Source organism: Kitasatospora sp. NPDC051914 (assembly GCF_040680995.1).
GTDB lineage: Bacteria > Actinomycetota > Actinomycetes > Streptomycetales > Streptomycetaceae > Kitasatospora.
The window spans coordinates 41,664-67,480 of sequence record NZ_JBFAXX010000027.1 but is presented as its reverse complement, the minus strand read 5'-3'; the positions used below and the strand labels follow the sequence as shown (position 1 = coordinate 67,480).

At 73.3% G+C, this 25,817-nt stretch carries 26 protein-coding genes and 4 tRNA genes; 17 read left to right on the top strand and 13 right to left on the bottom strand.

Going from position 1 to position 25,817, the window contains the following annotated elements:
* Positions 1 to 209 precede the first annotated feature (209 nt).
* The gene (locus AB0M03_RS19425) at positions 210 to 413 is read left to right on the top strand and encodes a cold-shock protein (protein ID WP_045694210.1); all 204 of its coding nucleotides are present in this window, start codon (positions 210 to 212) and stop codon (positions 411 to 413) included.
* 308 nt (positions 414 to 721) lie between these two features.
* Positions 722 to 2,107: a DEAD/DEAH box helicase gene (locus AB0M03_RS19420; protein ID WP_363492779.1), complete on the top strand. Its 1,386-nt coding sequence runs from the start codon at positions 722 to 724 to the stop codon at positions 2,105 to 2,107.
* Positions 2,108 to 2,430: 323 nt separating this feature from the next.
* On the opposite strand, the gene AB0M03_RS19415 is transcribed toward AB0M03_RS19420, so the two are convergent.
* Positions 2,431 to 3,669, bottom strand: a complete 1,239-nt coding sequence (locus tag AB0M03_RS19415) for a plasmid pRiA4b ORF-3 family protein (RefSeq protein ID WP_363492778.1) — start codon at positions 3,667 to 3,669, stop codon at positions 2,431 to 2,433.
* Positions 3,670 to 3,742: 73 nt separating this feature from the next.
* On the opposite strand from AB0M03_RS19415, the gene AB0M03_RS19410 reads away from it, so the two are divergent.
* Positions 3,743 to 4,876, top strand: a complete 1,134-nt coding sequence (locus AB0M03_RS19410; RefSeq protein WP_363492777.1) for a hypothetical protein — start codon at positions 3,743 to 3,745, stop codon at positions 4,874 to 4,876.
* A 71-nt stretch (positions 4,877 to 4,947) separates the two neighbouring features.
* Here AB0M03_RS19410 and AB0M03_RS19405 read toward each other — a convergent pair whose 3' ends face one another.
* The 6 genes from AB0M03_RS19405 to AB0M03_RS19380 form a co-directional block, all read right to left on the bottom strand.
* Positions 4,948 to 5,373: a cytotoxic translational repressor of toxin-antitoxin stability system gene (locus tag AB0M03_RS19405; RefSeq protein ID WP_363492776.1), complete on the bottom strand. Its 426-nt coding sequence runs from the start codon at positions 5,371 to 5,373 to the stop codon at positions 4,948 to 4,950.
* Positions 5,370 to 5,786, bottom strand: coding sequence for a prevent-host-death protein (locus tag AB0M03_RS19400; protein WP_363492775.1), 417 nt, complete (start codon positions 5,784 to 5,786; stop codon positions 5,370 to 5,372). The genes AB0M03_RS19405 and AB0M03_RS19400 overlap by 4 nt, the downstream gene beginning before the upstream one ends.
* Before the next feature lie 176 nt (positions 5,787 to 5,962).
* Positions 5,963 to 6,036, bottom strand: a tRNA-Phe gene (locus AB0M03_RS19395).
* 27 nt (positions 6,037 to 6,063) lie between these two features.
* Positions 6,064 to 6,137: transfer RNA gene (locus AB0M03_RS19390), tRNA-Asp, on the bottom strand.
* A gap of 57 nt (positions 6,138 to 6,194) precedes the next feature.
* Positions 6,195 to 6,267: transfer RNA gene (locus AB0M03_RS19385), tRNA-Glu, on the bottom strand.
* A gap of 138 nt (positions 6,268 to 6,405) precedes the next feature.
* Positions 6,406 to 6,747, bottom strand: coding sequence for a metallopeptidase family protein (locus AB0M03_RS19380; protein WP_363492823.1), 342 nt, complete (start codon positions 6,745 to 6,747; stop codon positions 6,406 to 6,408).
* 136 nt (positions 6,748 to 6,883) lie between these two features.
* Between AB0M03_RS19380 and AB0M03_RS19375 the strand changes: the two genes are divergently transcribed.
* The 6 genes from AB0M03_RS19375 (at position 6,884) to AB0M03_RS19350 (ending at position 12,042) form a co-directional block, all read left to right on the top strand.
* Positions 6,884 to 7,288, top strand: a complete 405-nt coding sequence (locus AB0M03_RS19375; RefSeq protein WP_363492822.1) for a CrcB family protein — start codon at positions 6,884 to 6,886, stop codon at positions 7,286 to 7,288.
* 34 nt (positions 7,289 to 7,322) lie between these two features.
* Complete coding sequence (locus tag AB0M03_RS19370) at positions 7,323 to 7,673, top strand: DUF190 domain-containing protein (RefSeq protein ID WP_363492774.1); 351 nt, start codon at positions 7,323 to 7,325, stop codon at positions 7,671 to 7,673.
* Positions 7,670 to 8,044: a fluoride efflux transporter CrcB gene (gene crcB, locus AB0M03_RS19365; RefSeq protein ID WP_363492773.1), complete on the top strand. Its 375-nt coding sequence runs from the start codon at positions 7,670 to 7,672 to the stop codon at positions 8,042 to 8,044. The genes AB0M03_RS19370 and crcB overlap by 4 nt, the downstream gene beginning before the upstream one ends.
* Before the next feature lie 107 nt (positions 8,045 to 8,151).
* Positions 8,152 to 8,700: a hypothetical protein gene (locus tag AB0M03_RS19360; protein WP_363492772.1), complete on the top strand. Its 549-nt coding sequence runs from the start codon at positions 8,152 to 8,154 to the stop codon at positions 8,698 to 8,700.
* Positions 8,701 to 8,897: 197 nt separating this feature from the next.
* Positions 8,898 to 11,090: a DEAD/DEAH box helicase gene (locus tag AB0M03_RS19355; protein ID WP_363492771.1), complete on the top strand. Its 2,193-nt coding sequence runs from the start codon at positions 8,898 to 8,900 to the stop codon at positions 11,088 to 11,090.
* A 142-nt stretch (positions 11,091 to 11,232) separates the two neighbouring features.
* Positions 11,233 to 12,042, top strand: coding sequence for a TIGR02452 family protein (locus AB0M03_RS19350; protein ID WP_363492770.1), 810 nt, complete (start codon positions 11,233 to 11,235; stop codon positions 12,040 to 12,042).
* Between the two features lie 28 nt (positions 12,043 to 12,070).
* Here AB0M03_RS19350 and AB0M03_RS19345 read toward each other — a convergent pair whose 3' ends face one another.
* Positions 12,071 to 12,373, bottom strand: a complete 303-nt coding sequence (locus tag AB0M03_RS19345) for a hypothetical protein (protein WP_363492769.1) — start codon at positions 12,371 to 12,373, stop codon at positions 12,071 to 12,073.
* A gap of 138 nt (positions 12,374 to 12,511) precedes the next feature.
* Between AB0M03_RS19345 and AB0M03_RS19340 the strand changes: the two genes are divergently transcribed.
* Positions 12,512 to 13,648, top strand: coding sequence for a low temperature requirement protein A (locus AB0M03_RS19340; RefSeq protein ID WP_363492768.1), 1,137 nt, complete (start codon positions 12,512 to 12,514; stop codon positions 13,646 to 13,648).
* A gap of 27 nt (positions 13,649 to 13,675) precedes the next feature.
* Here the strand turns inward: AB0M03_RS19340 and AB0M03_RS19335 are convergent, their stop codons facing one another.
* On the bottom strand, positions 13,676 to 14,491 hold the full coding sequence (locus AB0M03_RS19335; RefSeq protein WP_363492767.1) for a tyrosine-protein phosphatase: 816 nt from the start codon (positions 14,489 to 14,491) through the stop codon (positions 13,676 to 13,678).
* Positions 14,492 to 14,558: 67 nt separating this feature from the next.
* Entirely contained in the window at positions 14,559 to 15,308 is a 750-nt protein-coding gene (locus AB0M03_RS19330) for an SDR family oxidoreductase (RefSeq protein WP_363492766.1), read from the bottom strand.
* A 68-nt stretch (positions 15,309 to 15,376) separates the two neighbouring features.
* Here AB0M03_RS19330 and AB0M03_RS19325 point away from each other — a divergent pair, with 68 nt between their 5' ends.
* A complete protein-coding gene (locus AB0M03_RS19325; RefSeq protein ID WP_363492765.1) occupies positions 15,377 to 15,946 on the top strand; it encodes a transglutaminase family protein in 570 nt (189 codons plus the stop codon).
* 33 nt (positions 15,947 to 15,979) lie between these two features.
* Here the strand turns inward: AB0M03_RS19325 and AB0M03_RS19320 are convergent, their stop codons facing one another.
* Positions 15,980 to 17,188, bottom strand: a complete 1,209-nt coding sequence (locus tag AB0M03_RS19320; RefSeq protein WP_363492764.1) for a crosslink repair DNA glycosylase YcaQ family protein — start codon at positions 17,186 to 17,188, stop codon at positions 15,980 to 15,982.
* Between the two features lie 137 nt (positions 17,189 to 17,325).
* On the opposite strand from AB0M03_RS19320, the gene AB0M03_RS19315 reads away from it, so the two are divergent.
* Positions 17,326 to 18,087: a nucleotidyltransferase domain-containing protein gene (locus AB0M03_RS19315; protein WP_363492763.1), complete on the top strand. Its 762-nt coding sequence runs from the start codon at positions 17,326 to 17,328 to the stop codon at positions 18,085 to 18,087.
* 46 nt (positions 18,088 to 18,133) lie between these two features.
* A tRNA-Lys gene (locus AB0M03_RS19310) sits at positions 18,134 to 18,209 on the top strand.
* A 97-nt stretch (positions 18,210 to 18,306) separates the two neighbouring features.
* Here the strand turns inward: AB0M03_RS19310 and AB0M03_RS19305 are convergent.
* Both AB0M03_RS19305 and AB0M03_RS19300 read right to left on the bottom strand, forming a co-directional pair.
* Positions 18,307 to 18,858 carry a flavoprotein gene (locus tag AB0M03_RS19305; protein WP_363492762.1) on the bottom strand — a complete coding sequence of 184 codons (552 nt, stop codon included), beginning with the start codon at positions 18,856 to 18,858 and terminating at the stop codon, positions 18,307 to 18,309.
* Positions 18,859 to 18,982: 124 nt separating this feature from the next.
* On the bottom strand, positions 18,983 to 19,603 hold the full coding sequence (locus AB0M03_RS19300) for a hypothetical protein (protein ID WP_363492761.1): 621 nt from the start codon (positions 19,601 to 19,603) through the stop codon (positions 18,983 to 18,985).
* A 334-nt stretch (positions 19,604 to 19,937) separates the two neighbouring features.
* Here AB0M03_RS19300 and AB0M03_RS19295 point away from each other — a divergent pair, with 334 nt between their 5' ends.
* From AB0M03_RS19295 to AB0M03_RS19280, 4 genes are all read left to right on the top strand, one after another.
* Positions 19,938 to 20,726 carry a VOC family protein gene (locus AB0M03_RS19295; RefSeq protein ID WP_363492760.1) on the top strand — a complete coding sequence of 263 codons (789 nt, stop codon included), beginning with the start codon at positions 19,938 to 19,940 and terminating at the stop codon, positions 20,724 to 20,726.
* Between the two features lie 89 nt (positions 20,727 to 20,815).
* Positions 20,816 to 21,580, top strand: coding sequence for a beta-phosphoglucomutase family hydrolase (locus AB0M03_RS19290; RefSeq protein WP_363492759.1), 765 nt, complete (start codon positions 20,816 to 20,818; stop codon positions 21,578 to 21,580).
* A complete protein-coding gene (locus AB0M03_RS19285) occupies positions 21,577 to 23,973 on the top strand; it encodes a glycosyl hydrolase family 65 protein (protein ID WP_363492758.1) in 2,397 nt (798 codons plus the stop codon). The genes AB0M03_RS19290 and AB0M03_RS19285 overlap by 4 nt, the downstream gene beginning before the upstream one ends.
* Positions 23,974 to 24,075: 102 nt before the next feature.
* Positions 24,076 to 25,809 carry a pyruvate dehydrogenase gene (locus tag AB0M03_RS19280; protein WP_363492757.1) on the top strand — a complete coding sequence of 578 codons (1,734 nt, stop codon included), beginning with the start codon at positions 24,076 to 24,078 and terminating at the stop codon, positions 25,807 to 25,809.
* Positions 25,810 to 25,817: the final 8 nt, after the last annotated feature.

Genomic DNA, 25,817 nt, shown 5'->3' with positions numbered 1-25,817 from the left:
ACCGGCCGAGGAGAAATCCCCCGTTACGGTTCGGACCCTGCTACAGTCGTGGTAGTTGCAGTTGTGGTTCCCATGAACTTTGTGTGCGCCTGCTGGTTGTGACCGCAGGCGCATTTTGTTTCCCGGCCATTCCCCGGGTGGGTCATCATCGCGGCGACGCGGAACTTGCGACCTGTGGGTTTCGGACGTCCCATTCGAAGGATATTTTTATGGCTAACGGCACTGTGAAGTGGTTCAACTCGGAAAAGGGCTTCGGCTTCATCGAGCAGGAGGGCGGCGGTCCTGACGTGTTCGCCCACTACTCGAACATCAACGCCAACGGCTTCCGTGAGCTGCTCGAGGGCCAGAAGGTCGAGTTCGACGTCACGCAGGGCCAGAAGGGCCCGCAGGCGGAGAACATTCGCCCGCTCTAGTACTTCCCGCTGCTCGGCCCCTGCCGGGCAGCCCGGGCCCGCACCGCGCACTCGCACGGTGCGGGCCCTTCGGCTTTTCACCGGTTGACGTTCCACCGCTGGTCACGTGCGCGTTGACGAGGTGTGAGGGCGTACTGCTCCACCGTCCACGCACTGCTCCTCGAAGTCCCGGCCCGTTCTTGCGAGTTCCGCGCGGTCTCACGCCGCGGAGTCTTCCAGGCAGTGTGCCGCTCCCAGGAAGGTTCCGCATGATGCGTTCCACCGGTTCTTCGAACGGGACTTCCGGCTCGCGCCCGGCCCCCCGCCCGATGATCCCGCCGACCGCCGGCCGCCGGCACGGGGTCGCTCCGCCGTCCGGTACCACCTCGGCGCTGCCCCCGGTCGGGTCGTTCGGCGGAATGGACCTGCCGGGCGCGCTGCTTGCGGCGCTGAGCCGGCAGGGCGTCACCACGCCGTTCCCGATCCAGGCCGCAACGCTGCCGAACTCGCTGGCGGGCCGCGACGTCCTGGGGCGCGGACGCACGGGCTCCGGCAAGACCCTCGCCTTCGGGCTGCCGCTGTTGGCCCGTACCGCCGGACGCCGCGCCGAGCCGCGCCGACCGCTGGCCCTGATCCTGGTGCCCACCCGTGACCTCGCCCAGCAGGTCGCCGACGCCCTCCTCCCCTTCGCCCGCTCGGTACGGCTCCGGCTGGCCACCCTCGTGGGCGGCATGCCGATCCACCACCAGGCACTGGCTCTGAACCGTGGGGCCGAGGTCGTCGTCGCCACCCCCGGTCGGCTTGCAGACCTGGTTCAACGAGGTGACTGCCTGCTCGACGACATCACCGTCACGGTCCTCGACGAGGCCGACCAGATGGCCGACATGGGATTCCTCCCGCAGGTCACCGCGCTGCTCGACAGGGTCGACGCGGACAGTCAGACGATGCTGTTCTCCGCCACCCTCGACCGCAACGTCGACCACCTGGTGCATCGCTTCCTCAAGGACCCGGTCACCCACTCGGTGGACCCGCCGGCGGCTGCGGTCAGCACGATGGATCACCACGTGCTGTACGTCCAGAACTCCGACAAGCGCTCCGCCGTTGCCCACATCGCGTCCCGTGACGGTGGCGTGATCATGTTCACCGAGACCAGGAGCGGAGCCGACCGCCTGGTGGAGGACCTGCTGGCCAACGGGGTGAAGGCAGCCGCGCTGCACAGCGGCAAGTCGCAACCGCAGCGCACCCACACCCTGGAGCAGTTCCGCGCGGGCGCGGTCACCGCGCTGATCGCCACCAACGTCGCCGCCCGCGGCATCCACGTCGACGGCCTCGACCTGGTCGTCAACGTAGACCCCCCGGTCGACCACAAGGACTACCTGCACCGCGGCGGCCGTACCGCCCGCGCCGGCGAGTCCGGCACGGTCGTCACCCTCGTGCTGCCCAACCAGCGCCGTGGGACGGCGCGCATGATGGCCGCCGCCGGCATCACCCCCGAGTCCGCCCGTGTCCGGCCCGGCGACGAAGTACTCGCCCGGATCACCGGTGCGCGCGTACCCACCGGAGTGCCCGTGGTGGTACCCGGCCTTGCGGCCGAACACCCCCGCCACGCCGCCGGTCGCAATCGCGGCGCTCGCCCCGCGTCGGGCGTCCGAAAGGCCCAGGAGGCCCCGGGGCGCCGCGGCGGCCCGCCCCCGCGGTCCCCACGCGGTGCATGAGCGGGGCGGCCCGTCGGGCGACAGGGGAGGCGGGTCCGCCGTCCCCGGCGCCGGAGTGGCCGTCCGCCGTCGCGTTGGCGTCGGACGGCATGGAAAATGCCCTCGAAGCGAGCTGCTTCGAGGGCATCGTGCCTGGTCAGGCGATGTGGCCAGGGCCGGGGTCGAACCGGCGACCTTCCGCTTTTCAGGCCAAGCCGGGGTGTCGAGATGCCCTGGTTTGAGCGCTTCCGCCGTCCGCAGAAGTGCGGCTTCGGACGTCATCGCGCACGGCGGTTGGCGTCAGCGTTGGCGTCAACCGGAGTCTCGGGATCGGACTGTGCTCGTCAACCGAGGGTGCACAGTTGCCGGTTGATCTCACGCAGGTCGAAGTAAGCCGGGTCGAAGTCGGCTGCTGTCTTGAGACCGAGCCAGCGAAGCAGGTCCTCGTGCTCCGGGTTGGCGGAGTCCTGGAGGGTTTGCTTGAGGTCCTCGTACCCGCCCGGGCCGCCGCAGTCCTCGGGTGGGCAGGCGCCCGCGCCGTCCACGCAGACGGGGTAGTGGTGGCCCGCCTCGGCGGTCATCCGGCGCTCGACGGTGATGCTGTGCTCCCACGAGTCGCCGAAGTCGTAGTCGTAATCGAGGTGCGCACCTTCCTTGACCAGGACGTCCAGGACAACGGTGGTCTCGTCGACGAAGTCGAGTTCAGAGGAGCGGCGTCCGTACTGGACGCCATCCGCGCTGAACGCGTGCAGGTGACAGTTCTGCCAGCCCATGACGGCCTGGATGACCTGGTGCAACCTGTCGAGGCGGATGCCTGCCGGTACCTGGATGAGACGCCAGACCGGAGGCTGGTCCACGTCGGAGAGCTGGATGCGGAGCTGGTAGACCGGGTCGCCGGGGCGCGGCTCCCCGCGAAGCCGGGCCAGGGCTGCACGGCCGGCCGCGGTGAATGCGACGGCGTCACCGGTCGGTTCGACGGCGCCGAGGCCCTTGAGCACGGTGAGCAGGCGCGCCACGTCACGATCGTTGCCCCGGCGCAGGAGGCCGAGACGGTCCTCCGGAAGGCCATCGAGGACGAAGAACTCGGACAGCGTGTCCCACACCGCAGTCCGCAGTCTCTGCTCCGGCACCGGAAGGTCGGCGGCGTAGAGGCCCGTCAGTACGGCCTGCAGCCCGGCGGGGTACTCCTCCGCGAGCATCGAGCCGAGCCACCCGGAGGGGAGCACCGCCTCACCGATGCGCGGCAGGGCCTCGAACAGCGCGTCGAGGAGGCGCTCGGGGTCCTCCACTACGCGCGCGTTCTTCTTGACGGGCACCAGGCGCCCGTTGGCGACCCGAAGCAGCCGGGCCGCCCTGGCCCACTCCACCAGCAGGTTCAGGTGGTACAGCTCCTGGCTGGACTTGGTCTTGAAGGTCCTGTCACCGATGGCCGGATCGACGGTGTCGCCGGTCTCCAGAAGAGTGACCAGGGCCCGCGCGTCGGCGAGGGTGACCTTACCCGTCTGGGTGAGCTTGCGCCCCGCGCCGATCCAGCTGACGAGACCTCGGATCTGCTCGACGGTGCGTGGCTGCTCGGATTCCATCATCGGTTCCTGTCTGCCTCGGGCTTGACGGATTCCATCATCGAGGATCGGCAGACCCGCTAGGGTCGCGGCGATGAGCGAGTACCAGTACTACGAGTTCCTGGCGATCGACCGGCCGCTGACCCGCGAGGAGCAGGACGAGCTGCGATCGCTGTCCACCCGGGCCCGGATCACCGCGACCAGCTTCACCAACGAATACCGGTGGGGCAACTTCCGCGGTGATCCGAGGCGGATGGTGGAGCAGTACTACGACGCTCACCTCTACCTGACCAACTGGGGCACCCACCAGGTGATCCTGCGGGTGCCCAAGGGGCAGCTCACGCTTCGGGCGCTGGAGCCGTACTGCTTCGACGAATGTGTCGAGGCATGGACGACCGGGACCCACCTCGTCCTGGACCTGCGCAGCGAGGACGAGAGCGGGGACTGGGAGGAGGGCGCCGAGGACTCGCTCGGTGCCATCGCGGGGGTTCGGGCCGAGCTGGCTTCTGGGGATCACCGGGCCCTGTACCTCGCATGGCTGTCCGGCATCGGCGCCTGGGCACTCCAGGACGACGACGAGGATGAGTATCGGGCAACGCTTGAGCCCCCGGTCCCGGCTGGGCTCGACCGGCTCACCGCTCCGCAGCGAGCGCTCGCGGACTTCCTGCGCGTCGACGCCGACCTGCTGGCGGTCGCCGCCCAGGCCAGCCCGCCCACCCCCGCACCTCGGAAGAGGCCCGGGAAGAAGGAGTTGGCGCCGCTGATCGCCGCGCTTCCCGAGACGGAGAAGGACGATCTCCTGTTGCGCCTCGCGCTGGGTGATGAGCATCAGCTGGGAGCCGAACTCGTGCGCCGGCTGCGCGGCGAGCCGCCCGTCGCGACGGTGCCGGGGCAGCGCTCAGCCGCAGAACTGCTGGATGCCGCGCACACGCGAGTCACCGAGCGCCGGCAGCGCGGTGAGCGGGGTCGAGTCGAGGCACGGGCGAAGAAGCTGACCACCCTGGCTGCCGAGGAGGAAGCGATCTGGCACGAGGTCGAGAACCACGTCGCCCGTAAGCAGGCCGCCCGCTACGACACCGCCGTGGCCCTCCTGGTCGAGCTCCGTGACGCCTGTGATCACGTCGGACGCGGCCTGGAGTTCCGGCAGAGGCTCGCCGCGCTCCGCGACCGGTACCGGCACCTGCCCGGCCTGCTGCGCCGACTCGACGACCGGGCCCTGCGGGGCTGACGCCCGTCCTTGCCGCGTTAGCGCGCGCCGAGGGACACCGGTGAGCCTGGGCTGCAATTCGGCAGCCGGGGTCAGTGCCCCTCGGTCCAGAACTGCTGGAGTCGCGCGATCGCCTGGGTCTTGTCCAGCTCGGCTACCTGGTCCTCGGTGAGTCCGACGCGGTTGATCAACATGTAGACCAGATCAACTGGAAGCGCCTCGCGTTGTGGCTCAGGCGCGCCTCGATCGGGAAGTGTGCCGTCCAGGACGCACGGCCAGAAGACATCCTCCGTCACGTCCAGCTGATCGCGGAGGACGTGCGCCCACATGCTCGCGCCGTACGCGGTGCGGTCGACCGGATGCGATACCCGAGTGCGCAGGATCCCCCCATCGGGGAGCCCGAACTCATAGGTGATGTGGTGGGTACCGGTGCGGCCGCGCGCGTCACGTACGCGGTCCCAGCCTTCGACCCTGCAGAACTGCTCGTGTCGTTCGCGTGTCGGCTGAGGCCAGGTCACTTCGCGACTCCGAGCAGCCAGTCGCGGAGCTGCGCGTCGTCGCTGAGACCGATCAGCTGAACCAGGCCCCAGTTGTCGCGGTGGTTCGGAGCGCTCAGGAGTCGGTCCTGCCAGTCCTCCGCATACTCGCGGAGCGCGTCGACCATCTCGTCGATGGCCTCATCGAACGTGCTGCCGTCCGCGGCGACCGGGAGGCCAGGGAAGAACACCGACCAGCCGCCGCCCTCTGCGACCACCTCGGCCTTGGACGGACACAGCAGCGTGAGCGCGTGGCGCAGCCGCCCCGCGTCGACTACCGCGGCGTACCCGGTGTCCCGGCGAACGGTCGCGACCCGGCCTTGCCCTGCCGCGTCGAGCAGGTCCTTCAGGTGTGCGCGGGCTTCGGTGTAGCTCTCGTAGTGGACCGCTGTCATTGGGAGCCTCCTCGTCCGAGAACCAGGGTCGCGCCCGCTGTGAAGTACGTCAAGTACGTCACGTACTCGCCTTCGGGCAGAGGACGGCGACCGTCCGCCGTGCCGTTGGCGTCAAACGACACAAAAATGCCCCCGAAGCGATCTGCTTCGAGGGCATCGTGCCTGGTCAAACGCGGTGGCCAGGGCCGGGGTCGAACCGGCGACCTTCCGCTTTTCAGGCGGACGCTCGTACCAACTGAGCTACCTGGCCGTACTGCACCGTCTCTTGCGAGACGAGCGATCCCGACGGGACTTGAACCCGCGACCTCCACCTTGACAGGGTGGCGAGCTAACCAACTGCTCCACGGGACCTGGTGCGGAAAAATTCCGCTCAGGCCTTGCGGCACTGCACTGTACTACGGTAACGCGTGCCCCCAACGGGATTCGAACCCGTGCTACCGCCTTGAAAGGGCGGCGTCCTGGGCCACTAGACGATGAGGGCTTGCGGCCCCCCGGGCTGTTATCCAGCGTTCGGGGACGTCGAGAAGCATATGGGATGCCGGGCGGGAACACCAAAACGGTTTCCGCCGCCGTGTCCGGTGTCGCGTCCCGGGCCGGCTCTGACCCGGGCGGCGGACGGTCAGGACCAGCCCAGCTCGTGCAGCTCGTGGTCGTCGAAGCCGAAGTGGTGGGCGACCTCGTGGATCACCGTGGTCCGCACCTCGTCGACGATCTGCTCGTACGACTCGCAGTACCGCAGCGTGGGGCCCATGTAGATGATGATCCGGTCGGGCAGCACCCCGGCGTACCACTCGCCGCGCTCGGTGAGCGGGGTGCCCTCGTAGAGTCCGAGCAGGTCGGGGGCGGACGGGTCCGGCTCGTCCTCGACGAAGATCGCGACGTTGTCCATCATCGCCGCGAGCTTCGGGGGGATCTGGTCGAGGGCGTCGGCGACCAGCGTCTCGAACTCGTCCCGGGTCATCTCCACCGCCTCATTGTCGGGTGTGCGGTGACGGTGTGCCAGGTGATCGGCGGGGGTGATTCACTTGAGTGTGCGCTCGGACCCGGCAGACGGAGTCGCGGCGGCGTCGCGGGAGTCCGCCGGCGCCCGTCCGCCGGTGCTGCGCGGGCAGGGCCCGACCATCGCCGTGGTGGCACTGGGGGGCGCACTCGGCGGCTCCGCGCGGTACGCGGCCGCGCTCGCCTGGCCGACCGGGACGGACGCCTTCCCGTGGACGACGCTGCTGGTCAACACCCTGGGCTGCGGTGTGATCGGCGTCTTCATGGTGCTGATCACCGAGGTCGGCACACCGCACCCGCTGCTCAGGCCCTTCTTCGGCACGGGCGTCCTGGGCGGCTTCACCACCTTCTCCACGGCCACCGTCGAGGTGCAGAGCCTGGTCGACCACGGCGCACCGGCCCGCGGGCTGGCCTACCTCGCGGCGACCCTCCTGGCCGCGCTCGGCTCGGTCTGGGTCGCGGCCGCGCTGACCAGGCGCCTGTTCGTCCGGCGGCCGGTGTGAGCCGGGCACCGGGCCCGGCAGTCGGGAGGACGGCATGACCAGGCTGAGGGGCACCGCACTGCGGCTGACCGTGCTGGTCGGCGAGAACCACCGCCACCGCTCGCGGCCGCTGTACACCGAGGTGGTGCACCGCGCGCACGCCGCGGGCCTGGCCGGCGCGAGCGTGTTCCGCGGGATCGAGGGCTTCGGCGCCTCCTCGATGATCCACACCGCCCGGCTGCTCTCGCTCGGCGAGGATCTGCCGGTGGCCGTGGTCGTGGTGGACGCGGCGGAGCGGATCAGGGCCTTCCTGCCGCAGCTGGAGGACCTGTCAGGGCTCGGGCTGGTGCTGCTCGACGAGTGCGAGGTCGTCCGGGGCTCGGGCGGCGGGGAGGACCGCCGGTGACCTGGCTGCTGGTGATCGCCGGCGCGGCCGTCGGCGCCCCGCTGCGCTACCTGACCGACCGGGCCGTGCAGTCCCGGCACGACTCGGTGTTCCCCTGGGGCACGTTCACCGCGAACGTGGTCGGCTGCCTGGTGCTCGGGCTGCTCACCGGTGCCGCGGCCGCCGGCGAGGCCTCCTCCGACCTCCGGCTGCTGCTCGGCACCGGGCTGTGCGGGGCGCTCACCACGTACTCGACGTTCTCGTACGAGACGCTGAGGCTGGCGCAGGCCGGTGCCCGCTTCCTGGCTGCCGCGAACGTCGCCGGGAGCGTGCTGGCGGGGCTCGGTGCGGCGTACGCGGGGACGGCGCTGGCGCACGCGTTCTGGGGCTGAGCCCGAAGAGGTGCGCGGGCCGTGTCCGCCGGGGTGTCCCGCGCGTTGGGCACCGGAGGGCAGTGGGCCCGGGTGGGCGGCGAGAGGTGGCTCGGGTGGTGGCTCGGGTGAGGACAGGGGTGCCGGCGATCGGCACGGCCGGGAAGGGCGGACCGGCGGCCGGCGCGAGGCGCCGGCGCGCGGTGGCGGGTGCCGTGATGGCGGCGCTCGCCGGGCTGGGGCTCAGCGGATGCATGGCGGTCGGCGGCGGGTCGACCGAGCTGCAGTCCAGCGACCGGCAGGCCGGGCAGGGCGATGCGGCGGGCGGCTCCGGCGCCCCCGGTGTGCGGCCGGCCGACGGGAAGCACGCGCCCCGCGGCGGGGCGCGGCCGTCCGCCGCGGGGCGGACGGGGGCGGCGTCCTCCGGGGCGGCGGCCGGCAGCGCGGGCGCGGCGCCGTCCGAGGCCGTCCCGCCGGAGCCCGGGCCGTCCGCCCCGGTGCCGGCCAACCGCAGCGTGGAGACCCCGACCCCGCACCCCTCGCCGTCCGGCCCGGCGCCCTCCGCCACGTCCGCGCCGGAGCCGTCCGGGAGCCCCACCTCCGCGCCGTCCGACCCGGGGCCGATCCCCAGCCTCCCCGGTTCCTCCGGCTCCGGCGGTGGATCACCCGACCATTGACCGGCTGGCCAGCGCGTTTGCCTCCGATCCCCAGGCTCCTCTATGGTGGTAGATCGTTCGTTTGATCCATTTGACTGGCGCCTCCATTCCCAAACCGGCGCCCTTGGCGCGTTCCGGCGATCCGTGGCTGACCGCATAGAGGCGGTTGTGAAACAGAACCCCGGACTTTGGCGCGTGCCACTTCCGGAAGGTTTTGAATGTCTCTCGTTGACGACGCCCGCTTCGCCATGCCCGCGAACGGTATCGACGCCGCCGACACCACCGACCCCGCCGAGCTGCTCGACGCCGTCGAGCCCGCCGACGCGGACACCGACACCGCGAGTGCCGAGCCCACCGTCACCTTCGGCGACCTGGGCCTGCCGGACGAGGTCGTCCGCGCCCTCGCCAAGCGCGACGTCACCACGCCGTTCCCGATCCAGGCCGCGACCATCCCGGACGCCCTGGCCGGCAAGGACGTGCTGGGCCGCGGCCGTACCGGCTCCGGCAAGACCCTCAGCTTCGGCCTGCCGCTGCTGACCCGCCTCGCCGACGGCGAGCGCACCCGCGCCAAGCACCCCCGCGGCCTGATCCTGGTGCCGACCCGCGAGCTGGCCATGCAGGTCGCCGACGCCCTGGAGCCGTTCGGCTCGGTGCTGGGCCTGCGCCTCAAGGTCGTCTGCGGCGGCACCTCGATGTCCAACCAGATCTACGCCCTGGAGCGCGGCGTCGACGTCCTCGTCGCCACCCCGGGCCGCCTGCGCGACCTGATCAACCGCGGCTCCGCCAAGATGGACGACGTCCGCATCGCCGTTCTCGACGAGGCCGACCAGATGGCCGACATGGGCTTCCTGCCCGAGGTCACCGAGATCCTCGACCTGGTGCCGGCCGGTGGCCAGCGCCTGCTGTTCTCCGCCACGCTGGAGAACGAGATCGACACCCTGGTGAAGCGCTACCTGAACAACCCGGTCACCCACGAGGTCGACCCGTCCGCCGGCGCGGTCACCACCATGACCCACCACATCCTCGTGGTGAAGCCCAAGGACAAGGCGCCGATCACCAACGCGATCGCCGCCCGCAAGGGCCGCACCATCATCTTCGTCCGCACCCAGATGGGCGCCGACCGCGTCGCCGAGCAGCTGGTCGAGGCCGGTGTGAAGGCCGACGCGCTGCACGGCGGCATGACCCAGGGCGCCCGCACCCGCGTGCTCGGCGACTTCAAGGACGGCTACGTCAACGTGGTCGTCGCCACCGACGTCGCCGCCCGCGGCATCCACGTCGACGGCATCGACCTGGTGCTGAACGTCGACCCGGCCGGCGACCACAAGGACTACCTGCACCGCTCGGGCCGCACCGCCCGCGCCGGCCGCTCCGGCACCGTCGTCACCCTGGTGCTGCCGCACCAGCGCCGCAGCGTCTTCCGCCTGATGGAGGACGCCGGTGTGGAGGCCTCCCGCCACATCCTCGACCACGCCTTCGACGCCGAGGTCGCCAAGATCACCGGCGCCCGCTCGCTCGTCGAGGTGCAGGCCGAGTCGGCCGCCGGCATCGCCGGTGCCGCCGAGCGCGAGGTCGCCGAGATGACCCGCCAGCTGGAGCGTGCCCAGCGCCGCGCCACCGAGCTGCGCGAGGAGGCCGACCGCCTGGCCACCCGTGCCGCGCGTGAGCGGGCCGCCCTCGGCATCGAGGACGAGCCGGCCGAGGAGACCGCCGAGGCTGCGGCCGAGACCGCCCCCGCGGCGGTGGCCGAGGCGCCCGCCGCGGCCGCCGAGCCCGAGCGCGCCCCCACCTACCGCGAGGCGCGCAGCGAGCGCCCGGCGTACACCCGGGACCGCGACCGCGAGCGTCCGTCCTTCGGCCGCGACCGGGACCGCGAGCGTCCGTCCTTCGGCCGCGACCGCGACGACCGCGGCGGCCGTTCCTTCGGCGACCGCGACCGCGAGCGCGGCGGTTTCAACCGCGACGACCGCGGCGGCTTCAACCGGGACGACCGGGGTGGCCGTTCGTTCAACCGCGACGACCGTGGCGGCCGTTCCTTCGGCGACCGCGACCGCGAGCGCGGCGGTTTCAACCGCGACGACCGGGGTGGCCGTCCGTTCAACCGCGACGACCGCGGCGGCCGTTCCTTCGGCGACCGCGACCGCGAGCGCGGCGGCTTCAACCGCGACGACCGCGGTGGTCGCTCCTTCGGCGACCGTCCGGCCCGCTCCTTCGGCGACCGTCCGGCCTTCGGTGACCGCGACCGCGGCAGCAGCAGCCGTCCGTTCGCCCGCCGCGACGACCACCGCTCCGGTGGCCGCCCGCAGGGCTTCGGCCGGGACGACCGCGGCGGCCGTTCCTTCGGTGACCGCGACCGTGACCGCGAGCGCGGCGGCTTCAACCGCGACGACCGCAAGCCGCGCTGGAAGAACTGACGCCCCTGCGGCGTGAGGCCGGGCCCGCTCCACTTCGGTGGGGCGGGCCCGGCCGCGTTCCCGGACCGACTCCGCGGCGTGTTGTTCTCCGATTGAGAATAATAGGTGGCGGGCGGGCCGTGCCGCGCGTAGCGTCACCGTCATGAGTCGAATGCATCATGTGGCGGTCGAGAACGAGGCGATCGCCGAGCGGGGGAGCTACCGGGCGCGCGAGGGCGCGGAGGTGGAGATCGGGCCGCTGCTGGCCGCGGCCCGGGCGGGCACGGTCTCGTACGGGCCGGACGAGGCGCCGGGCCGCGGGGCGGGCCGGTACACGGGGGAGGTGGAGGTCACCGCCGAGGGCAGCATCCAGGCGGGCGAGCGGCTGGTGCGGGAGGGCGGCGAGCACGTCGCCGTGCTGAACTTCGCCTCCGCGCGCAATCCGGGCGGCGGCTACCTGCGCGGCGCCAAGGCCCAGGAGGAGGACCTCTGCCGCAGCGCGCTGCTCTACCGGTGCCTGCTGGAGGCCCCCGACTACTACGAGGCGCACCGGGCCTCGGCCGACCTGCGCTACAGCCACCGGGTGATCTGGTCGCCGCACGTTCCGGTGGTCCGCGGGCCCGGCGGGCTGCTCGCGGAGCCGTACACGCTGTCCTTCCTGACCTCGCCGGCGCCCAACGCGGGCCAGCTGGCGCTGCGTTCGCCCGGGCGGCCGGTGGACGTGGCCGGGGTGCTCGCGGAGCGGGCCGGGCGGGTGCTCGCCGTGGCGGCCCGGCACGGTGTGCGCGAGCTGGTGCTGGGCGCCTGGGGGTGCGGGGTGTTCCGCAACGACCCGGCGGTGGTGGCCGAGGCGTTCGCCGGCGCGCTGGACGAGCACGGCGCCGCCTTCTCCCGGGTGGTCTTCGCGGTGTGGGACCGCTCCCCGGTGTCGGCGAACCGCGCCGCCTTCGAGGCGCGCTTCAAGGCCGCCTGAGCCGCTTGCAGCAGCCGAAGCGCCGGCGTCAGGCGGAGCGGCGCGTGGCCAGGGCCGAGGCGGCGGCGACCACACCGGTCACCGCCAGGACGGACGGCCAGGCGCCGATCTTCTTGGCCAGCGGGTGCGAGCCGCCGAAGGCCGCCAGGTACAGGCCGGTCAGCGCCGCTGCGGTGGCCGTGCCGGCCTGCCGCTGCCAGCCCACGGCCGCGGTGGCCCCGGCTGCGGCCAGCACCGCGCCGCCGAGCTCCCGGCGGCCGCTCCACCGTGCCGTGCCGTAGCCGCCGATCAGACCGGCCGCCGCCACCGCCGTGCTCGGGACACCCGCCATCGCCGCTCTCCTCCGTCCGGGACGTGTCCTTCCGACCATAACCCGCGCCGGCCGGGCGGCCGCGCCCGGCGGCCCGAAGGTGATCGCCGGTGCCGAAATGCCGCTCGCCGGCAGCCGAGTTGATCCATACTCGCGCCCGTGACCACTGCCACCGGGAGCACCACCGCAGGCGGCGAGGCCGAGCTGAGAGTCGGCCCGCTGGAACTGTTCTTCGACCTCGTCTTCGTCTTCACCGTCACCCAGTTGACCGCCAGCCTGGCCCACCACCTCACCCCGAGCGGGCTGGTGCGGGTCCTGGTGATGCTGGCGGTGATCTGGTGGATGTACGACGCGTTCATCTGGCTCACCAACGCGATGCCGCCGTCCACCCATCCCCGGCGGGCGTTCCTGCTGCTGGGCATGGTCGGGTTCCTCATCGTCTCGCTGGCAGTCCCGCACGCCTTCGACGGCAGCGGCGCCGCCTTCGGCTGGGCGTACCTGCTGGTGGTCGCCGTGCACACCGGGATGTTCGCGGCGGCCGGGGTCGCCCGCGGGCCGGTCCTGCGGATGGGCGGGCTGAACCTCGTCAACGCGGCGCTGGTGGTGGCCGGCGGCTACCTCGAGGGCTCGGCCCAACTGGCGCTGTGGACGGCCTCGCTGGCCGTGCAGATCGCCGTCCCGTACCTGGTCGACCTGCCGCAGTTCCACCTGCGGGCCGACCACTTCGTCGAACGGCACGGGCTGGTGGTGATCGTCGCCTTCGGCGAGTCGGTCGTCGCCCTGGGCGCCGGCGCGGCCGGCCACGAGGTGCTCACCCCCGCCCCGGTGAGCGCGGCGGTCTGCGCGCTGGCGGTCTGCGTCGGCCTCTGGTGGGCGTACTTCGGGCACGACGACGACGAGCGGGCCGTCCGGTACATGGAGGTGCTGGACGACGCCCGGCGCAACCGGATCGCCATCCGGGTCCACAACATCGGGCACTACGCGCTGCTGCTCGCCGTGATCCTCTTCGCGGCGGGCGCCGAGTCGGGCGTCGCCCGTCCCACCGCGGCCCTCGGGACGGGCGAGGCCGCGGTGCTGGCCGCCGGCCCGGCGCTGTTCCTGCTCGCCAACACGGGCATCCGGCACACCTTCGGCCTGCGGCCGTTGCTGCCCCGGGCGGTGGCGGCGGGGCTGGTCGCGGCCACCGTTCCGGCCGGCACCCGGGTGTCCGCGCTCGTCCAGATCGCTGCGATCGCGGTGCTGATGGCGGCCGCGTTCGGCTGGGAGGAGCGCCGCCGGTCCGCCCGCGGCCGATAGCACCCGCGGCGGCCCGGCGGCGGCCCGTCAGCGGCTCAGCAGCGCGCGCAGGGCGGCGAGTTCGTCCTCGGTGACGCCGTGGGCGAGCAGGTAGCCGTCGACCGAGCCGTGCATCTCGCGCATCCGGGCGAGCGCGGCGAGCAGGTTCTCCGCCTCCACGGGGTGCGAGAGCTGCTCGTCGCCGTTCTCGTCGATGTACGGGACGGGGCCGTTGTCCAGGCCGAGGTGGACGTTGGAACGGAGGAAGTCCGCCACGATCTCCTCCTCGGAGAGCCCGGCGAGGTGGTGCAGCACGGCGATGGTCAGGCCGGTGCGGTCCTTGCCGACCGCGCAGTGCACGATCGCCGGCAGCCCGTCCGGCGCGGCCAGCCGCCGCACCGCGCCGGCGATCGCGTACCCGCCGGTCTCGGCCATGAAGACGTAGACGGACAGCGCCCCTGCGGGCCACTCGACGCCGGTCTCGGCCCGGTCGGGCAGCAGCGGCAGGTGGTGGTCCTCGTAGTCCAGACCGTGCCGCTCGTCCGGCCAGTGGCTGCGCTCGGTGGAGGTCCGCAGGTCGACGACGACGCGGACGCCGAGCGCCTTGAGCGCCTCCGCGCCCTGCGGGGTGAGCAGGCTGAGGGTGCCGGAGCGGAACAGCACCCCGCTGCGGACGGCGCCCACCCCGGCGTCCCGGAAGTTCGGCACGTCCGGGACGGCGCGGTGCGGCCGGGACCGCTGGTAGTCGATCCGGGCGGGGATGCCGGCGGGGTGCCCGGCGGCGGTCGTCACGGCCGTGGCCGTGCCGGTGACGGCGGCGTCGGTGTCGGTGGCGGTGTCGGCGTCGAACTCGCTCTCGGTCATGAGCCCAACGGTAGGCCCGGCGGCCGCCCCGCCCGGCGCGGATCGCGAAACACGCCCCGGGCGGGTGTCACCGCCCGCCCGCGAGGTCCAGGAAGGCCCCGGTGGCGTAGGACGAGGCGGGCGAGAGCAGGAAGAGGATGCCCTCGGCGACCTCCTCGGGCTCCCCGCCTCGGCCCATCGGCAGCCCCGGCGCGACCCGGTCGACCCGGCCCGGCTCGCCGCCGAGCGCATGGATGCCGGTGTGGATCAGGCCGGGCCGCACCGCATTGACCCGGATGCCCTCGGCGGCGACCTCCAGGGCCAGCCCGCGGGTCATCGAGTCCAGGGCGCCCTTGGACGCCGCGTAGTCCACGTACTCGTTCGGCGAGCCGAGCCGGGACGCCGCAGAGGACACGTTGACGATCGCCCCGCCGCGCCCGCCGTAGCGGGTGGACATCCGGCGCACCGCCTCGCCCGCGCACAGGAAGGGGCCGGTGATGTTGGCCGCCCAGATCCGGGCCAGCCGGTCCTCGTCCAGCTCGTCGAGGCGGCACTGCCGCTCCAGGGTGCCCGCGTTGTTCACCAGGGCGGTGAGCGTGCCGAGTTGCTCGTCGACCGCCGCGAACAGCTCCTTCGCGCCGGCCGCCCGGCTGACGTCCGCGCGGACGGCGATCGCGGTGCCGCCCGCCTCCCGGATGCCGTCCACCACGGACTCCGCAGAAGCCCGGTCGCTGCGGTAGTTGACGCAGACCCGGTACCCGCGGGCCGCCGCGAGGCGTGCCGTGGCGGCGCCGATCCCGCGCCCGCCGCCGGTGACCACAAGGACGTCGTCGCTCATGGAGCCGACGGTAGCCGATCACCGGAAACTCCGGGACGCGACCGCCGCAGGACGGCACGATGGGGCCCATGACCGCGCACCCGGCCCCGGCCGACCCGGACGACCCCGCCTTCCTCGCCGCCGACGAGGTGATCGACCACGGCCACCCGGCGGTCCGCGCCCTCGCCCGCAGCCTGCGCGGGGCGACCGCGGAGGAGACGGCCCGCGCCCTGTACGAGCACGTCCGCGACGAGCTCCCGCACTCGGCCGACGTCGACCGCTGGAGCGCCGCCGTCCGGGCCTCCGACGTGCTCGCCGCGGGCGACGCCGTCTGCCACGGCAAGGCCCACCTGCTGGTCGCCCTGCTGCGCGCCGAGGGCATCCCGGCCGGTCTGTGCTACCAGCCGCTGAACGTGCTGCACGGGCTCGCCGCCGTCCGCCTGCCCGGGTGGGCGGACTGGGTGCGGATCGACCCGCGCGGCAACCGGCCGGGGATGGACGCCCGGTTCGCGACCGCGCCGGAGGACGAGCGGCTCGCCTACCCGGAGTTCCCCGTGCTACCCGGGGTGCACGCCGCGGTGCCGCCAGCCCTCGCGGCCGCCCTGGCACGGGGCGTCCCGGGCGAGGCGTCCTTCGACCACATCCCCGTCGGACTCTGAGCCGGCCGCGAGGGGCCGCGACCGGGGCCGCGCTCAGCCGGCCGCGGCGCGCAGGGCGGCGATCTTCGGCGCCCGGCTCTTCGGGGAGTCGAGGCTGAAGCCGCGCGCATCGCCGAGCTCGTCCCGGACGAACGCCTCGGTGCGGTCGATCGCCTCGCGCAGCGCCGCGTCCACGGGCACGTACAGCTGGTGCACGATCTCGCGCTGCTCGGGGTCGTACTCCCAGACGCCGACGATCCGGCCGCGGTCGGCCACGATGTGCGTCTGCGGGTCGGCCTCGGTGCCGAAGCTGCGCCCGGCCCGTCCCGCCGGAAGGGTCCGCCCGGCGTCCTCCGGCTCCAGCAGCCGCGGCAGGTCGCGGTGGAGCAGGTGGAGGCCGTCGATCCCGGCGAGCAGCGCGTACGAGGGCTCCTCGGGCGGGACGAAGGCCTCGAACTCGTCCACCAGGCCGGCGGGCAGCAGGAGGTCGGTGCCGGGCAGGGTGACCAGGTCGAGCGGGGCCAGCGCGGCCTTGGCGGTCGCCGCGGTGAAACCGGTGAACCACCGCAGGTGCCGGACGGCCGCCGGCGCCGCCCAGGCCAGGTAGCGCTCGGCGAGTTCGGCGGCCGAGCCCCGCACCGGCTGGTCCCACCGGACGTAGCCGTAACGCTGCTGGTCCAGGCGGCCGTTGACCGGCACCCGGCGGGCCTGGCCGCGGGCCTGCAGCAGCCCCAGGGCCAGCGGCAGCGTCGTCGACGTCCCGCGCTTGCGGCCCGCCTCCCCCAGCGGGCGGACGGCGCCGCCGGCCGCCTCGCGGATCGCCGCGGGCTCCAACGGGTCGTCGGGGGACAGCAGCTGGCCGATGGTGAGGCAGAGCTTCTCGATCTCGTCCCGGGTGACGCCCAGGTGTTTCACCGCCGAGGCGATGTCGCCCTCCGGGGCGCCCGCGCCGGCGGCCAGGCCGAGCGCGAAGTCCTCCGCCGGCAGGACGTAGGTGCAGCCGCGGGCGGACGGAAGCTCGTGCACCTCCAGCGCGGCGACCGCGGCGTCCACCTCCTCCCGGTGCAGCCCGGCCCGGGCGAACAGGCCCAGGTACGGCGCCGCGCCGCCCACCGAGCGGGCCCAGCCGGCCGCCGCGAGCACCTCGGCGGCGGAGGCGCCCGCGTGGGCCCCGCCCGGGCCGCCCTCCAGCCACTGCCGGTGCGCCCACCAGGCCCGGAGCTTCGCCGTCGGAATCGCGCTGTTCGTCAGCCCACTCGCCATGCGCCCAGTATCGGCGGGTGCCGCGGCCGCCGGGCGGAGCGACGTGAGCACAATTCGCTCGCGTGCCGGGCGGACCGCGCGGCAGACTGCCGCCTGACCAATCCCGAGAGACCACTCCCGACGGACGGAGACCGCCCGTGCACGTCCTGCTCTCCGGCATCGTCGGCTCCACCGCCTACGGCCTCGCCCACCCGGGCTCCGACGTCGACCGGCTCGGCTTGTTCGCCGCGCCCACGGTCGACTTCCACGGCCTGCACCGGCCCGCCGAGTCGCACGTCACCACCGCGCCCGACCGCACCCTGCACGAGGCCGCCAAGTGGTGTCGGCTCGCCCTCGGCGGCAACCCCACCGCCTCCGAACTCGTCTGGCTGCCCAAGGACCTGTACGAGGTGCGCACCCCGTTGGGCGACGAACTGATCGGCATACGCCGTTCCTTCCTCAGCGGCCACGCCGTCCGCCGGTCCTATCTCGGCTACGCCACCCAGCAGTTCAGGAAACTGACGACCAGGGACGCCACCGACCCGGTGGCCCGCGCCCGGGCCGCCAAGCACGCCAGGCACCTCGTCCGGCTGGTCGAACAGGGCCTGGCCCTGCACGAGAGCGGCGAGATCGTGGTGCGGCTGGCCGACCCGGAGCGGGTCCGCGCCCTCGGCGAGCAGTACGCCGAGCGGCCCGAGGACGCGGCCGGCCTGCTCGCCGCCGCGGAGGCCCGCTTCGACCGGCCCGGCGTGCTGCCTCAGGCGCCGGACGAGGCCCCGGCGGAGGCCTGGCTGCGCCGGGTGCGGGCCGCTCACCTGGAGTCGGCGGCCCGACCGCCGTCCGGGCGCGGGTTCGGGCGTCGGTTCGAGCCGCGGCGCGGCGCACAATCCCCTGGCGGCCCCCCGGGGATCACCGGGTAGGATCGGCCCCGGCGAGCGCTGTACCAGTGCGGACGCGCACGCCGACGGGCCGCTAGCTCAATTGGCAGAGCTGCGGACTTTTAATCCGTAGGTTCAGGGTTCGAGCCCCTGGCGGCCCACCAGTTGTCCCGAAGTCCGGCACCGGCTCCCGGTGCCGGACTTCGGCGTTCCGGCCCGCGGCGTTCCGATCCGTGGCGTTCCGGCCCGCGGCCGCCGCTCTCAGGCGCCGCCGCGGGCGGCGGTCAGCACCGGCCGCAGCAGGTCGAGGACGGCCGTCCAGCGGTAGGCGGCGCGGCCCTCGTCGGTGCGGGCCCGGTGCGGGACGGCGTCGCCGAACAGCACGCCCATCGTCCGCAGGCGCTCCAGGCTCGCCCCGTACGCGGGGTGCGCGGCCTGCGCCGCGTTGACGTACGGCTGTACCGCGGTGGGGGTGCCCAGCCCGTACGCCTCGCAGAGGATGCCGAGGGCGAGGGTGTCGGAGATGCCCGCGGCCCACTTGTTGACGGTGTTGAAGGTGGCGGGGGCGACGGCGATCGCGTCGGCCCAGGGCAGCGGCTGCGGGCTGCCGGGGGTGCGCCAGGCGGAGCGGACGGGGTGGCCGGTCCGTGCCTCCACGGCCTCGCGGTCGATGAAGCCGAGCGCATGGGGAGTGGCGACGACGCCGACTCCCCAGCCCTCGTCGAGGGCGGCGGTGATCAGTGTGCCGACGTCGGAGGCGATGCCCGCGGCGCAGACGACGACGTAGAGGAAGGGCCGGTGCTGCTCGGTCAACCTGGGCTCCCTGGGCTCCGTGGCGGGTCTGTTCGGCGCCGGCGCGGTGCCCGCGCACAGGGGATCGTCCCCCGTCGGCGGTGCGTCGACCCGACCCGTGGCGGCGGGCCGGGACGACGGGGCGTCAGAGCTTGAACAGCGGCGGGAACCAGGGCTTGTAGACCTTCAACTGGTAGGCCATCGACACGTCGTCGATCAGGAACGGCATCCGGTTCGAGGCGTCGTCGACGGTGAAGAAGGAGATGGTGGCGGTCTTCTCCTCCGAGGAGTAGAAGGCGCTCGGCAGGGTCACCGTGACCTTCTGGTAGTCGCTGCCGGAGTCCTTGTTGGTGCGGGTGACGAGGGTGTACGGCGTGCCGTCCTGCGCGGTGGCCTCGACGGTGAGCTCGTGGTAGCCGAAGGTGGCCGGGGTCGGCGAGTCGAGCCGCATCCAGAAGGTGAGCACCGGAACCCGGAGGGCCGGGATCGTGACCTGCTGCGATATCCGGTCCATGCCGGTGTAGCCGTGCCCGCCGAGCTCGGCCTTCCAGCTGCCCGAGCGGGCCGGACGACCGGCCGAGTTGTTGATCACCTGGGCGCCGAACGGCATCGAGAACGTGTTCCACCCGGTGGCGCCGGCCTCGAAGTCGGGGTTGGTCACACCGGTCGGGGCGGCCTGGGCGGCGGGGGCGGCCAGCAGGCCGAGGGCGGCCGCGGCGACGACGGCGGAAGTGGCGATACGCGCCTTCCGGAATACGGTCTTCATGGTTCTCCTGCTCGTGGTGGACGCCCTGCACCGGCTGCCGGTGGCCGAGGGCGGTGCTCCTGCTGCGGCACCCGGCCGCGGAGCGAACATACCGTCAAGCACTGACTCCACCTGAGTGGAACCGGTTCCCGATCTGACACCGCCTCATGGAGGCGTGGTGGTTCGTTCCCGTGCGGTGCGGACGCGGTCGCGGAGGGCCGTGCACACCCCTTTCCGGGCACTCCTCCGGTGCCGCCGGGCCGCTCCGGTGGCGGCCCGCGCCGGCACCGGGAAGGGTGGTGCGGGGAATGCCCCGTACGGCACGGGGCGGCGCCCAGGCCCTGGGAGGCACCGAATGCCCGAGGTAACCACCCGCTACCGGTCCGGCACCCCGTGCTGGGTCGATCTGATGGCCAAGGACCAGCAGGCCGCCCTCGACTTCTACCGGGACCTGTTCGGCTGGCAGGGCGAGGTCGGCCCGGCCGAGTTCGGCGGTTACGCGATCTGCGCGCTGAACGGCCGCCCGGTCGCCGGCATCGCCCCGCTGATGGCCCCCGAGGGCGAGCCGCTGCCGCCCACCGTCTGGACGACCTACCTGGCCACCGACAACGCCGACGCCGCCCTCGCCGCGATCAACGCCGCCGGCGGCACCACCCTGATGCCGGCCATGGACGTCGGGAACGTCGGCCGGATGCTGGTCGCCAGCGACCCGACCGGGGCCGTCTTCGGGGTCTGGCAGCCGCTGGAGTTCATCGGCGCGGGCGTGGTCAACGAGCCCGGCGCCCTCACCTGGAACGACCTGCACACCAGCGACCCCGAGGCGGCCTCCGCCTTCTACTCCGCCGTCTTCGGCGTCGAGATCGCACCCATCGAGGGCATGCCCGACCACCACCGCGGCATCCACGTCGACGGCCGCGCGGTCGGGGGCGTCGTCGGGCTGCAGGACGACCCGCCCGGCACCCCCTCGCACTGGCGGATCTGGTACGCCGTCGACGACACCGACAGCACCGTCGACGCCCTGGTGAAGGCCGGCGGCACGGTGCTCGCCCCGCCCTCGGACGGCCCGGCCGGCCGGGCCGCGCTGGTCGCCGATCCGCAGGGCGCAGCCTTCGCCGTGATCGCCGTGGCGGCCCCGGCCGCCTGAGGCCCGACGGCCGCCCGTTCGCGACGCGCCAACACGCCGGTCCGCGAATGGGCGGCATATCGGACCGCCCACGGGCAAGACTTGCAGCCATGCTGGGGCTTCCGGACGACATCCACGCCTTCCTGTTCGACCTGGACGGCGTGCTGACGCAGACCGCCACCGTGCATGCCGCCGCCTGGAAGGACATGTTCGACACCTTCCTGCGTGCCGAGGCGGACCGCACCGGCACCGCCTTCGTGCCCTTCGACCCGGTCGCCGACTACGACGAGTACGTCGACGGCAGACCCCGCCTCGACGGCACCCGGGGCTTCCTGGAGTCGCGCGGCATCAGCCTGCCCGAGGGCAGCGAGCAGGACGCCCCCGGCAGCCGCACCGTGCAGGGGCTCGGCAGGGCCAAGAACGACACCGTGCTGCGGATGATCCGCGAGCAGGGCGTCGAGCCCTACCGGGGCTCCGTGGCCTACCTGCACCGGCTGCGCGACCTCGGCCTGCCGCGGGCCGTGGTCTCCTCCAGCGCCAACTGCCGGGACGTGCTGCGCTCCGCCGGCATCGACGACCTGTTCGACGTGGTGGTGGACGGCGTCACCGCCAAGCGCGACGGCCTGGCCGGCAAGCCCGCTCCCGACACCTACCTGGCCGCCGCCCGGGCGCTCGGCACCGCACCCGAGCACGCCGCCGTCTTCGAGGACGCGCTGGCCGGCGTCGCCTCCGGGCGGGCCGGCGGCTTCGGCGCGGTCGTCGGCATCGACCGGGTCGGCCAGGCCGAGGAACTGCGCGCGCACGGCGCCTCCCTGGTCGTCCGCGACCTCGCCGACCTGCTGCCCGAGGGGCCCGGCACCGGGGAGGCCCGGTGAACGGCCAGGACACCTTCGCCATCGACCCCTGGGGCGTCGTCGAGCGCGGCCTGGACCTCGCGGGCATGGCCCGCGCCGAGTCGGTGTTCGCCCTCTCCAACGGCCACATCGGCCTGCGCGCCAACCTCGACGAGGGCGAGCCGCACGGCCTGCCCGGCACCTACCTCAACGGCGTCTTCGAGCTCCGCCCGCTGCCCTACGCGGAGAGCGGCTACGGCTACCCCGAGTCCGGCCAGAGCGTCATCAACGTCACCAACGGCAAGATCATCCGGCTGCTGGTCGACGACGAGCCCTTCGACCTGCGCTACGGCGACCTCCACCAGCACCAGCGCAGCCTGGACTTCCGCGACGGGGTGCTGCACCGCAGCGCCGAGTGGACCTCCCCCGCCGGACGGACCGTCAAGGTCTCCTCCGCCCGGCTGGTCTCGCTCACCCAGCGTGCCGTCGCCGCCTTCGACTACACCGTCGAGGCCGTCGACGGCCCCGTCCGGATCGTGCTCCAGTCCGAACTGGTCGCCAACGAGCAGCTCCCCGACGGCGAGCGCGACCCGCGGGCCGCCGCCGTGCTGGAGGCGCCGCTGGTCGCCGAGGCGCACGGGGCGGCCGGCACCAAGGCCGTCCTGGTGCACCGCACCCGCTACAGCGGGCTGCGGGTCGCCGCCGGCATGGACCACGTCATCGAGGGGCCCGACCGCTTCGAGGCCACCGCCGAGGCCACCGAGCAGCAGGGCCGGATCAGCGTCACCACCGTGCTGAAGGCCGGCGAGCGGCTGAGGCTGGTCAAGTTCGTCGCGTACGGGTGGTCGGCGACCCGCTCGCTGCCCGCGGTGCGCGACCAGGTGGAGGCCGCGCTGACCGCCGCCCGCTACACCGGGTGGGACGGGCTGGTCGCCGAGCAGAAAGGCTTCCTCGCCGAGTTCTGGGGCGGCAGCGACATCGAGGTCGAGGGCGACGTCGAACTGCAGCAGGCCGTCCGCTTCGCGCTGTTCCACGTGCTGCAGGCCGGCGCCCGCAGCGAGGAGCGGGCCATCCCAGCCAAGGGCCTCACCGGCCCCGGCTACGACGGGCACAGCTTCTGGGACACCGAGACCTTCGTGCTGCCGGTGCTCACCTACTGCCTGCCGTCCGCCGTCGACCAGGCGCTGCGCTGGCGGCACACCACACTGCCGCTGGCCCGCGAGCGCGCCGCCACGCTCGGCCTGGCCGGCGCGGTGTTCCCGTGGCGGACGATCCGCGGCGAGGAGTGCTCCGGCTACTGGCCGGCCGGTACCGCCGCCTTCCACATCGGCGCGGACATCGCCGCCGCCGTCGTCCGCTACGTGCACGCCACCGGCGACACCGAGTTCGAGCGCACCTGGGGCCTGGAACTGCTCGTCGAGACCGCCCGGATGTGGCGCTCGCTCGGCCACCACGACCCGGCCGGCCGCTTCCGCATCGAGGGCGTCACCGGCCCCGACGAGTACAGCGCCGTCGCCGACAACAACGTCTTCACCAACCTCATGGCGCAGACCAACCTGCGGGCAGCAGCCGAGGCCGCCACCCGGCACCCGCTGGAGGCCGCCGGGCTCGGCGTGGACACCGAGGAGGCCGCCGCCTGGCGGGACGCCGCCTCGGCCATGTTCATCCCGTACGACGAGAACCTCGGGGTGCACCCGCAGGCCGACGGCTTCACCGACCACCAGCTGTGGGACTTCGAGAACACCCCGGCCGACAACTACCCGCTGCTGCTGCACTACCCGTACTTCGACCTGTACCGGAAGCAGGTCGTCAAACAGGCCGACCTGGTGCTCGCCATGCAGGTCCGCGGCGACGCCTTCACCCACGAGCAGAAGGCCCGCAACTTCGCCTACTACGAGCGCCTCACCGTCCGGGACTCCTCGCTCTCCGCCTGCACCCAGGCGGTCATCGCGGCCGAGGTCGGACAGCTCGACCTCGCGTACGACTACACCGCCGAGGCCGCCCTGATGGACCTGCACGACCTCGGCGGCAACACCCGGGACGGCCTGCACATGGCCTCGCTCGCCGGGGCCTGCATCGCCCTGGTGGCAGGCTTCGGCGGCCTGCGCGACCGCGGCGGCCGGCTGTCCTTCCGGCCGCGGCTGCCCTCCGGGCTGCGCCGGCTCTCCTTCGCCCTGCGGGTGCGCGAGAGCCTGCTGCGGGTCGAGATCACCCACGCCACCACCACCTACACGCTGAAGCGCGGGCGGAGCATCGACGTCCAGCACGACGGCGAGGTGCTGACCGTGGGGTCGGGGTCGCCGGTCCGCCGGCCCACCACGGTCGACGAGGTGCCGCCGGAGCGGTGCACCCAGCCGCCCGGCCGCGAGCCGGCCCGCCGCCACCCGCAGGCCGGCGTGCACACCCAGCCGATCGAGCACCTGCCCGCCGAGTGACGCCGGGGCGGTCACCCGTTCGCCGCCGACCGGGTGCCCGCCGCGGGCCGCCGTCGCAGGGTGGTGGCGACCCGTGACCGGCGCCGGAAGGGCGGTTCTCCCGTGGGCAGTGTGGCCGAGCAGATGGTCGAGGTGCTCCGGCAGGCCGGTGCCGAACGGGTCTACGGCGTGGTCGGCGACAGCCTCAACCCGGTCGTCGACGCGATCCGCCGCACCGAGGGCATCTCCTGGGTGCACGTCCGCAACGAGGAGGCGGGCGCCTTCGCGGCCGCCGCCGAGGCCGAGCTGACCGGCCGCCTCGCGGTCTGCGCCGGTTCCTGCGGCCCCGGCAACACCCACCTGATCCAGGGCCTCTACGACGCCCAGCGCAGCGGCGTGCCGGTGCTCGCCCTCGCCTCGCACATCCCGTCCGGCCAGATCGGCACCGGCTTCTTCCAGGAGACCCACCCCGAGAGGGTGTTCACCGACTGCAGCGGCTTCTGCGAGACCGTCTCCACCCCGGCGCAGATGCCGCGGCTGCTGCGGGTGGCGATCCAGCACGCCCTCGGCGCGCGCGGCGTCGCGGTGCTGGCCTTCCCCGGCGACGTCGCCGCCCAGCCCGCCGCCGGGCCCACCGGCAGCGGGCACTTCCTCACCGAGCAGGCCGTCGCCGCACCGCCCTGGGGCCAGGTGCAGGCCCTCGCCTCGGCCCTGGAGTCGGCCGCCACCGTCGCCCTCTTCTGCGGCGCCGGGGTGCGCGACGCGCACGAGGAGGTGATGAAGCTCGCCGGCACCCTCCATGCCCCGATCGGGCACTCGCTGCGGGGCAAGGAGTTCGTGCAGTTCGACAATCCGTACGACGTCGGGATGAGCGGCCTGCTCGGCTACGGCGCCTGCCACGAGGCACTGCACGAGGCAGAGTTGGTGCTGCTGCTGGGCACCGACTTCCCGTACGACTCCTTCCTGCCGACCCGGCGGGTGATCCAGGTCGACCACGACGCCACCCGGCTCGGCCGCCGCGTGCCGCTCGAACTCGCCGTCCACGGCGACGTCTCCGCCACCCTGCGGGCCGTTCTGCCGCTGCTCTCCCAGCGCACCGACCGCGGCTTCCTGGACGAGATGCTGGCCCGGCACGCCCGGGCCCTGGAGACGGTCGTCGGCGCGTACACCAGGGACATCGAGAAGCACACGCCGATCCACCCCGAGTACGTGGCCTCGGTGCTCGACGAAGTCGCCGCCGACGACGCGGTGTTCACCGTCGACACCGGGATGTGCAACGTCTGGGCGGCCCGCTACCTCACCCCCAACGGCCGCCGCCGGGTCATCGGCTCCTTCCTGCACGGCTCCATGGCGAACGCCCTGCCGCACGCCATAGGCGCCCAACTCGCCTTCCCCGGGCGGCAGGTGATCTCGATGTCCGGCGACGGCGGGCTCGGCATGATGCTCGGCGAACTGCTCACCGTCGCCAAGCACCGGCTACCGGTGAAGACCGTCGTCTTCAACAACGGCGCCCTCGGCATGATCAAGCTGGAGATGCTGGTCAGCGGCTACCCCGAGTGGGAGATCGACAACGGCGACGTGGACTACGCGGCCATCGCCCGCGCGTCCGGCATCCCCGCCAAACGCGTCACCGACCCGGCCAGGGTCCGCGACGTCCTGGCCGAGGCCCTGGAACGCCCCGGCCCCGCCCTCGTCGACGTCGTCACCGACCCCAACGCCCTCTCCATCCCGCCCCGCATCACCGCCGCCCAGCTCAAGGGATTCGCCCTGGCCGCCGGCCGCACCGTCCTCTCCGGCGGCGTCGGCAAGATGATCGACCTGGCCCGGTCGAACCTGCGGAACATCCCGCGGCCGTAGCGGTCCTC

Bases quoted from the DNA above. Each gene is read 5' to 3' on its own strand.
- AB0M03_RS19425 (WP_045694210.1), top strand. From the start codon at position 210: ATGGCTAACGGCACTGTGAAGTGGTTCAACTCGGAAAAGGGCTTCGGC.
- AB0M03_RS19420 (WP_363492779.1), top strand. From the start codon at position 722: ATGATCCCGCCGACCGCCGGCCGCCGGCACGGGGTCGCTCCGCCGTCC.
- AB0M03_RS19415 (WP_363492778.1), bottom strand. From the start codon at position 3,669: ATGGAATCCGAGCAGCCACGCACCGTCGAGCAGATCCGAGGTCTCGTC.
- AB0M03_RS19410 (WP_363492777.1), top strand. From the start codon at position 3,743: ATGAGCGAGTACCAGTACTACGAGTTCCTGGCGATCGACCGGCCGCTG.
- AB0M03_RS19400 (WP_363492775.1), bottom strand. From the start codon at position 5,786: ATGACAGCGGTCCACTACGAGAGCTACACCGAAGCCCGCGCACACCTG.
- AB0M03_RS19380 (WP_363492823.1), bottom strand. From the start codon at position 6,747: ATGACCCGGGACGAGTTCGAGACGCTGGTCGCCGACGCCCTCGACCAG.
- AB0M03_RS19370 (WP_363492774.1), top strand. From the start codon at position 7,323: ATGACCAGGCTGAGGGGCACCGCACTGCGGCTGACCGTGCTGGTCGGC.
- AB0M03_RS19355 (WP_363492771.1), top strand. From the start codon at position 8,898: ATGTCTCTCGTTGACGACGCCCGCTTCGCCATGCCCGCGAACGGTATC.
- AB0M03_RS19350 (WP_363492770.1), top strand. From the start codon at position 11,233: ATGAGTCGAATGCATCATGTGGCGGTCGAGAACGAGGCGATCGCCGAG.
- AB0M03_RS19345 (WP_363492769.1), bottom strand. From the start codon at position 12,373: ATGGCGGGTGTCCCGAGCACGGCGGTGGCGGCGGCCGGTCTGATCGGC.
- AB0M03_RS19335 (WP_363492767.1), bottom strand. From the start codon at position 14,491: ATGACCGAGAGCGAGTTCGACGCCGACACCGCCACCGACACCGACGCC.
- AB0M03_RS19330 (WP_363492766.1), bottom strand. From the start codon at position 15,308: ATGAGCGACGACGTCCTTGTGGTCACCGGCGGCGGGCGCGGGATCGGC.
- AB0M03_RS19325 (WP_363492765.1), top strand. From the start codon at position 15,377: ATGACCGCGCACCCGGCCCCGGCCGACCCGGACGACCCCGCCTTCCTC.
- AB0M03_RS19320 (WP_363492764.1), bottom strand. From the start codon at position 17,188: ATGGCGAGTGGGCTGACGAACAGCGCGATTCCGACGGCGAAGCTCCGG.
- AB0M03_RS19300 (WP_363492761.1), bottom strand. From the start codon at position 19,603: ATGAAGACCGTATTCCGGAAGGCGCGTATCGCCACTTCCGCCGTCGTC.
- AB0M03_RS19295 (WP_363492760.1), top strand. From the start codon at position 19,938: ATGCCCGAGGTAACCACCCGCTACCGGTCCGGCACCCCGTGCTGGGTC.
- AB0M03_RS19290 (WP_363492759.1), top strand. From the start codon at position 20,816: ATGCTGGGGCTTCCGGACGACATCCACGCCTTCCTGTTCGACCTGGAC.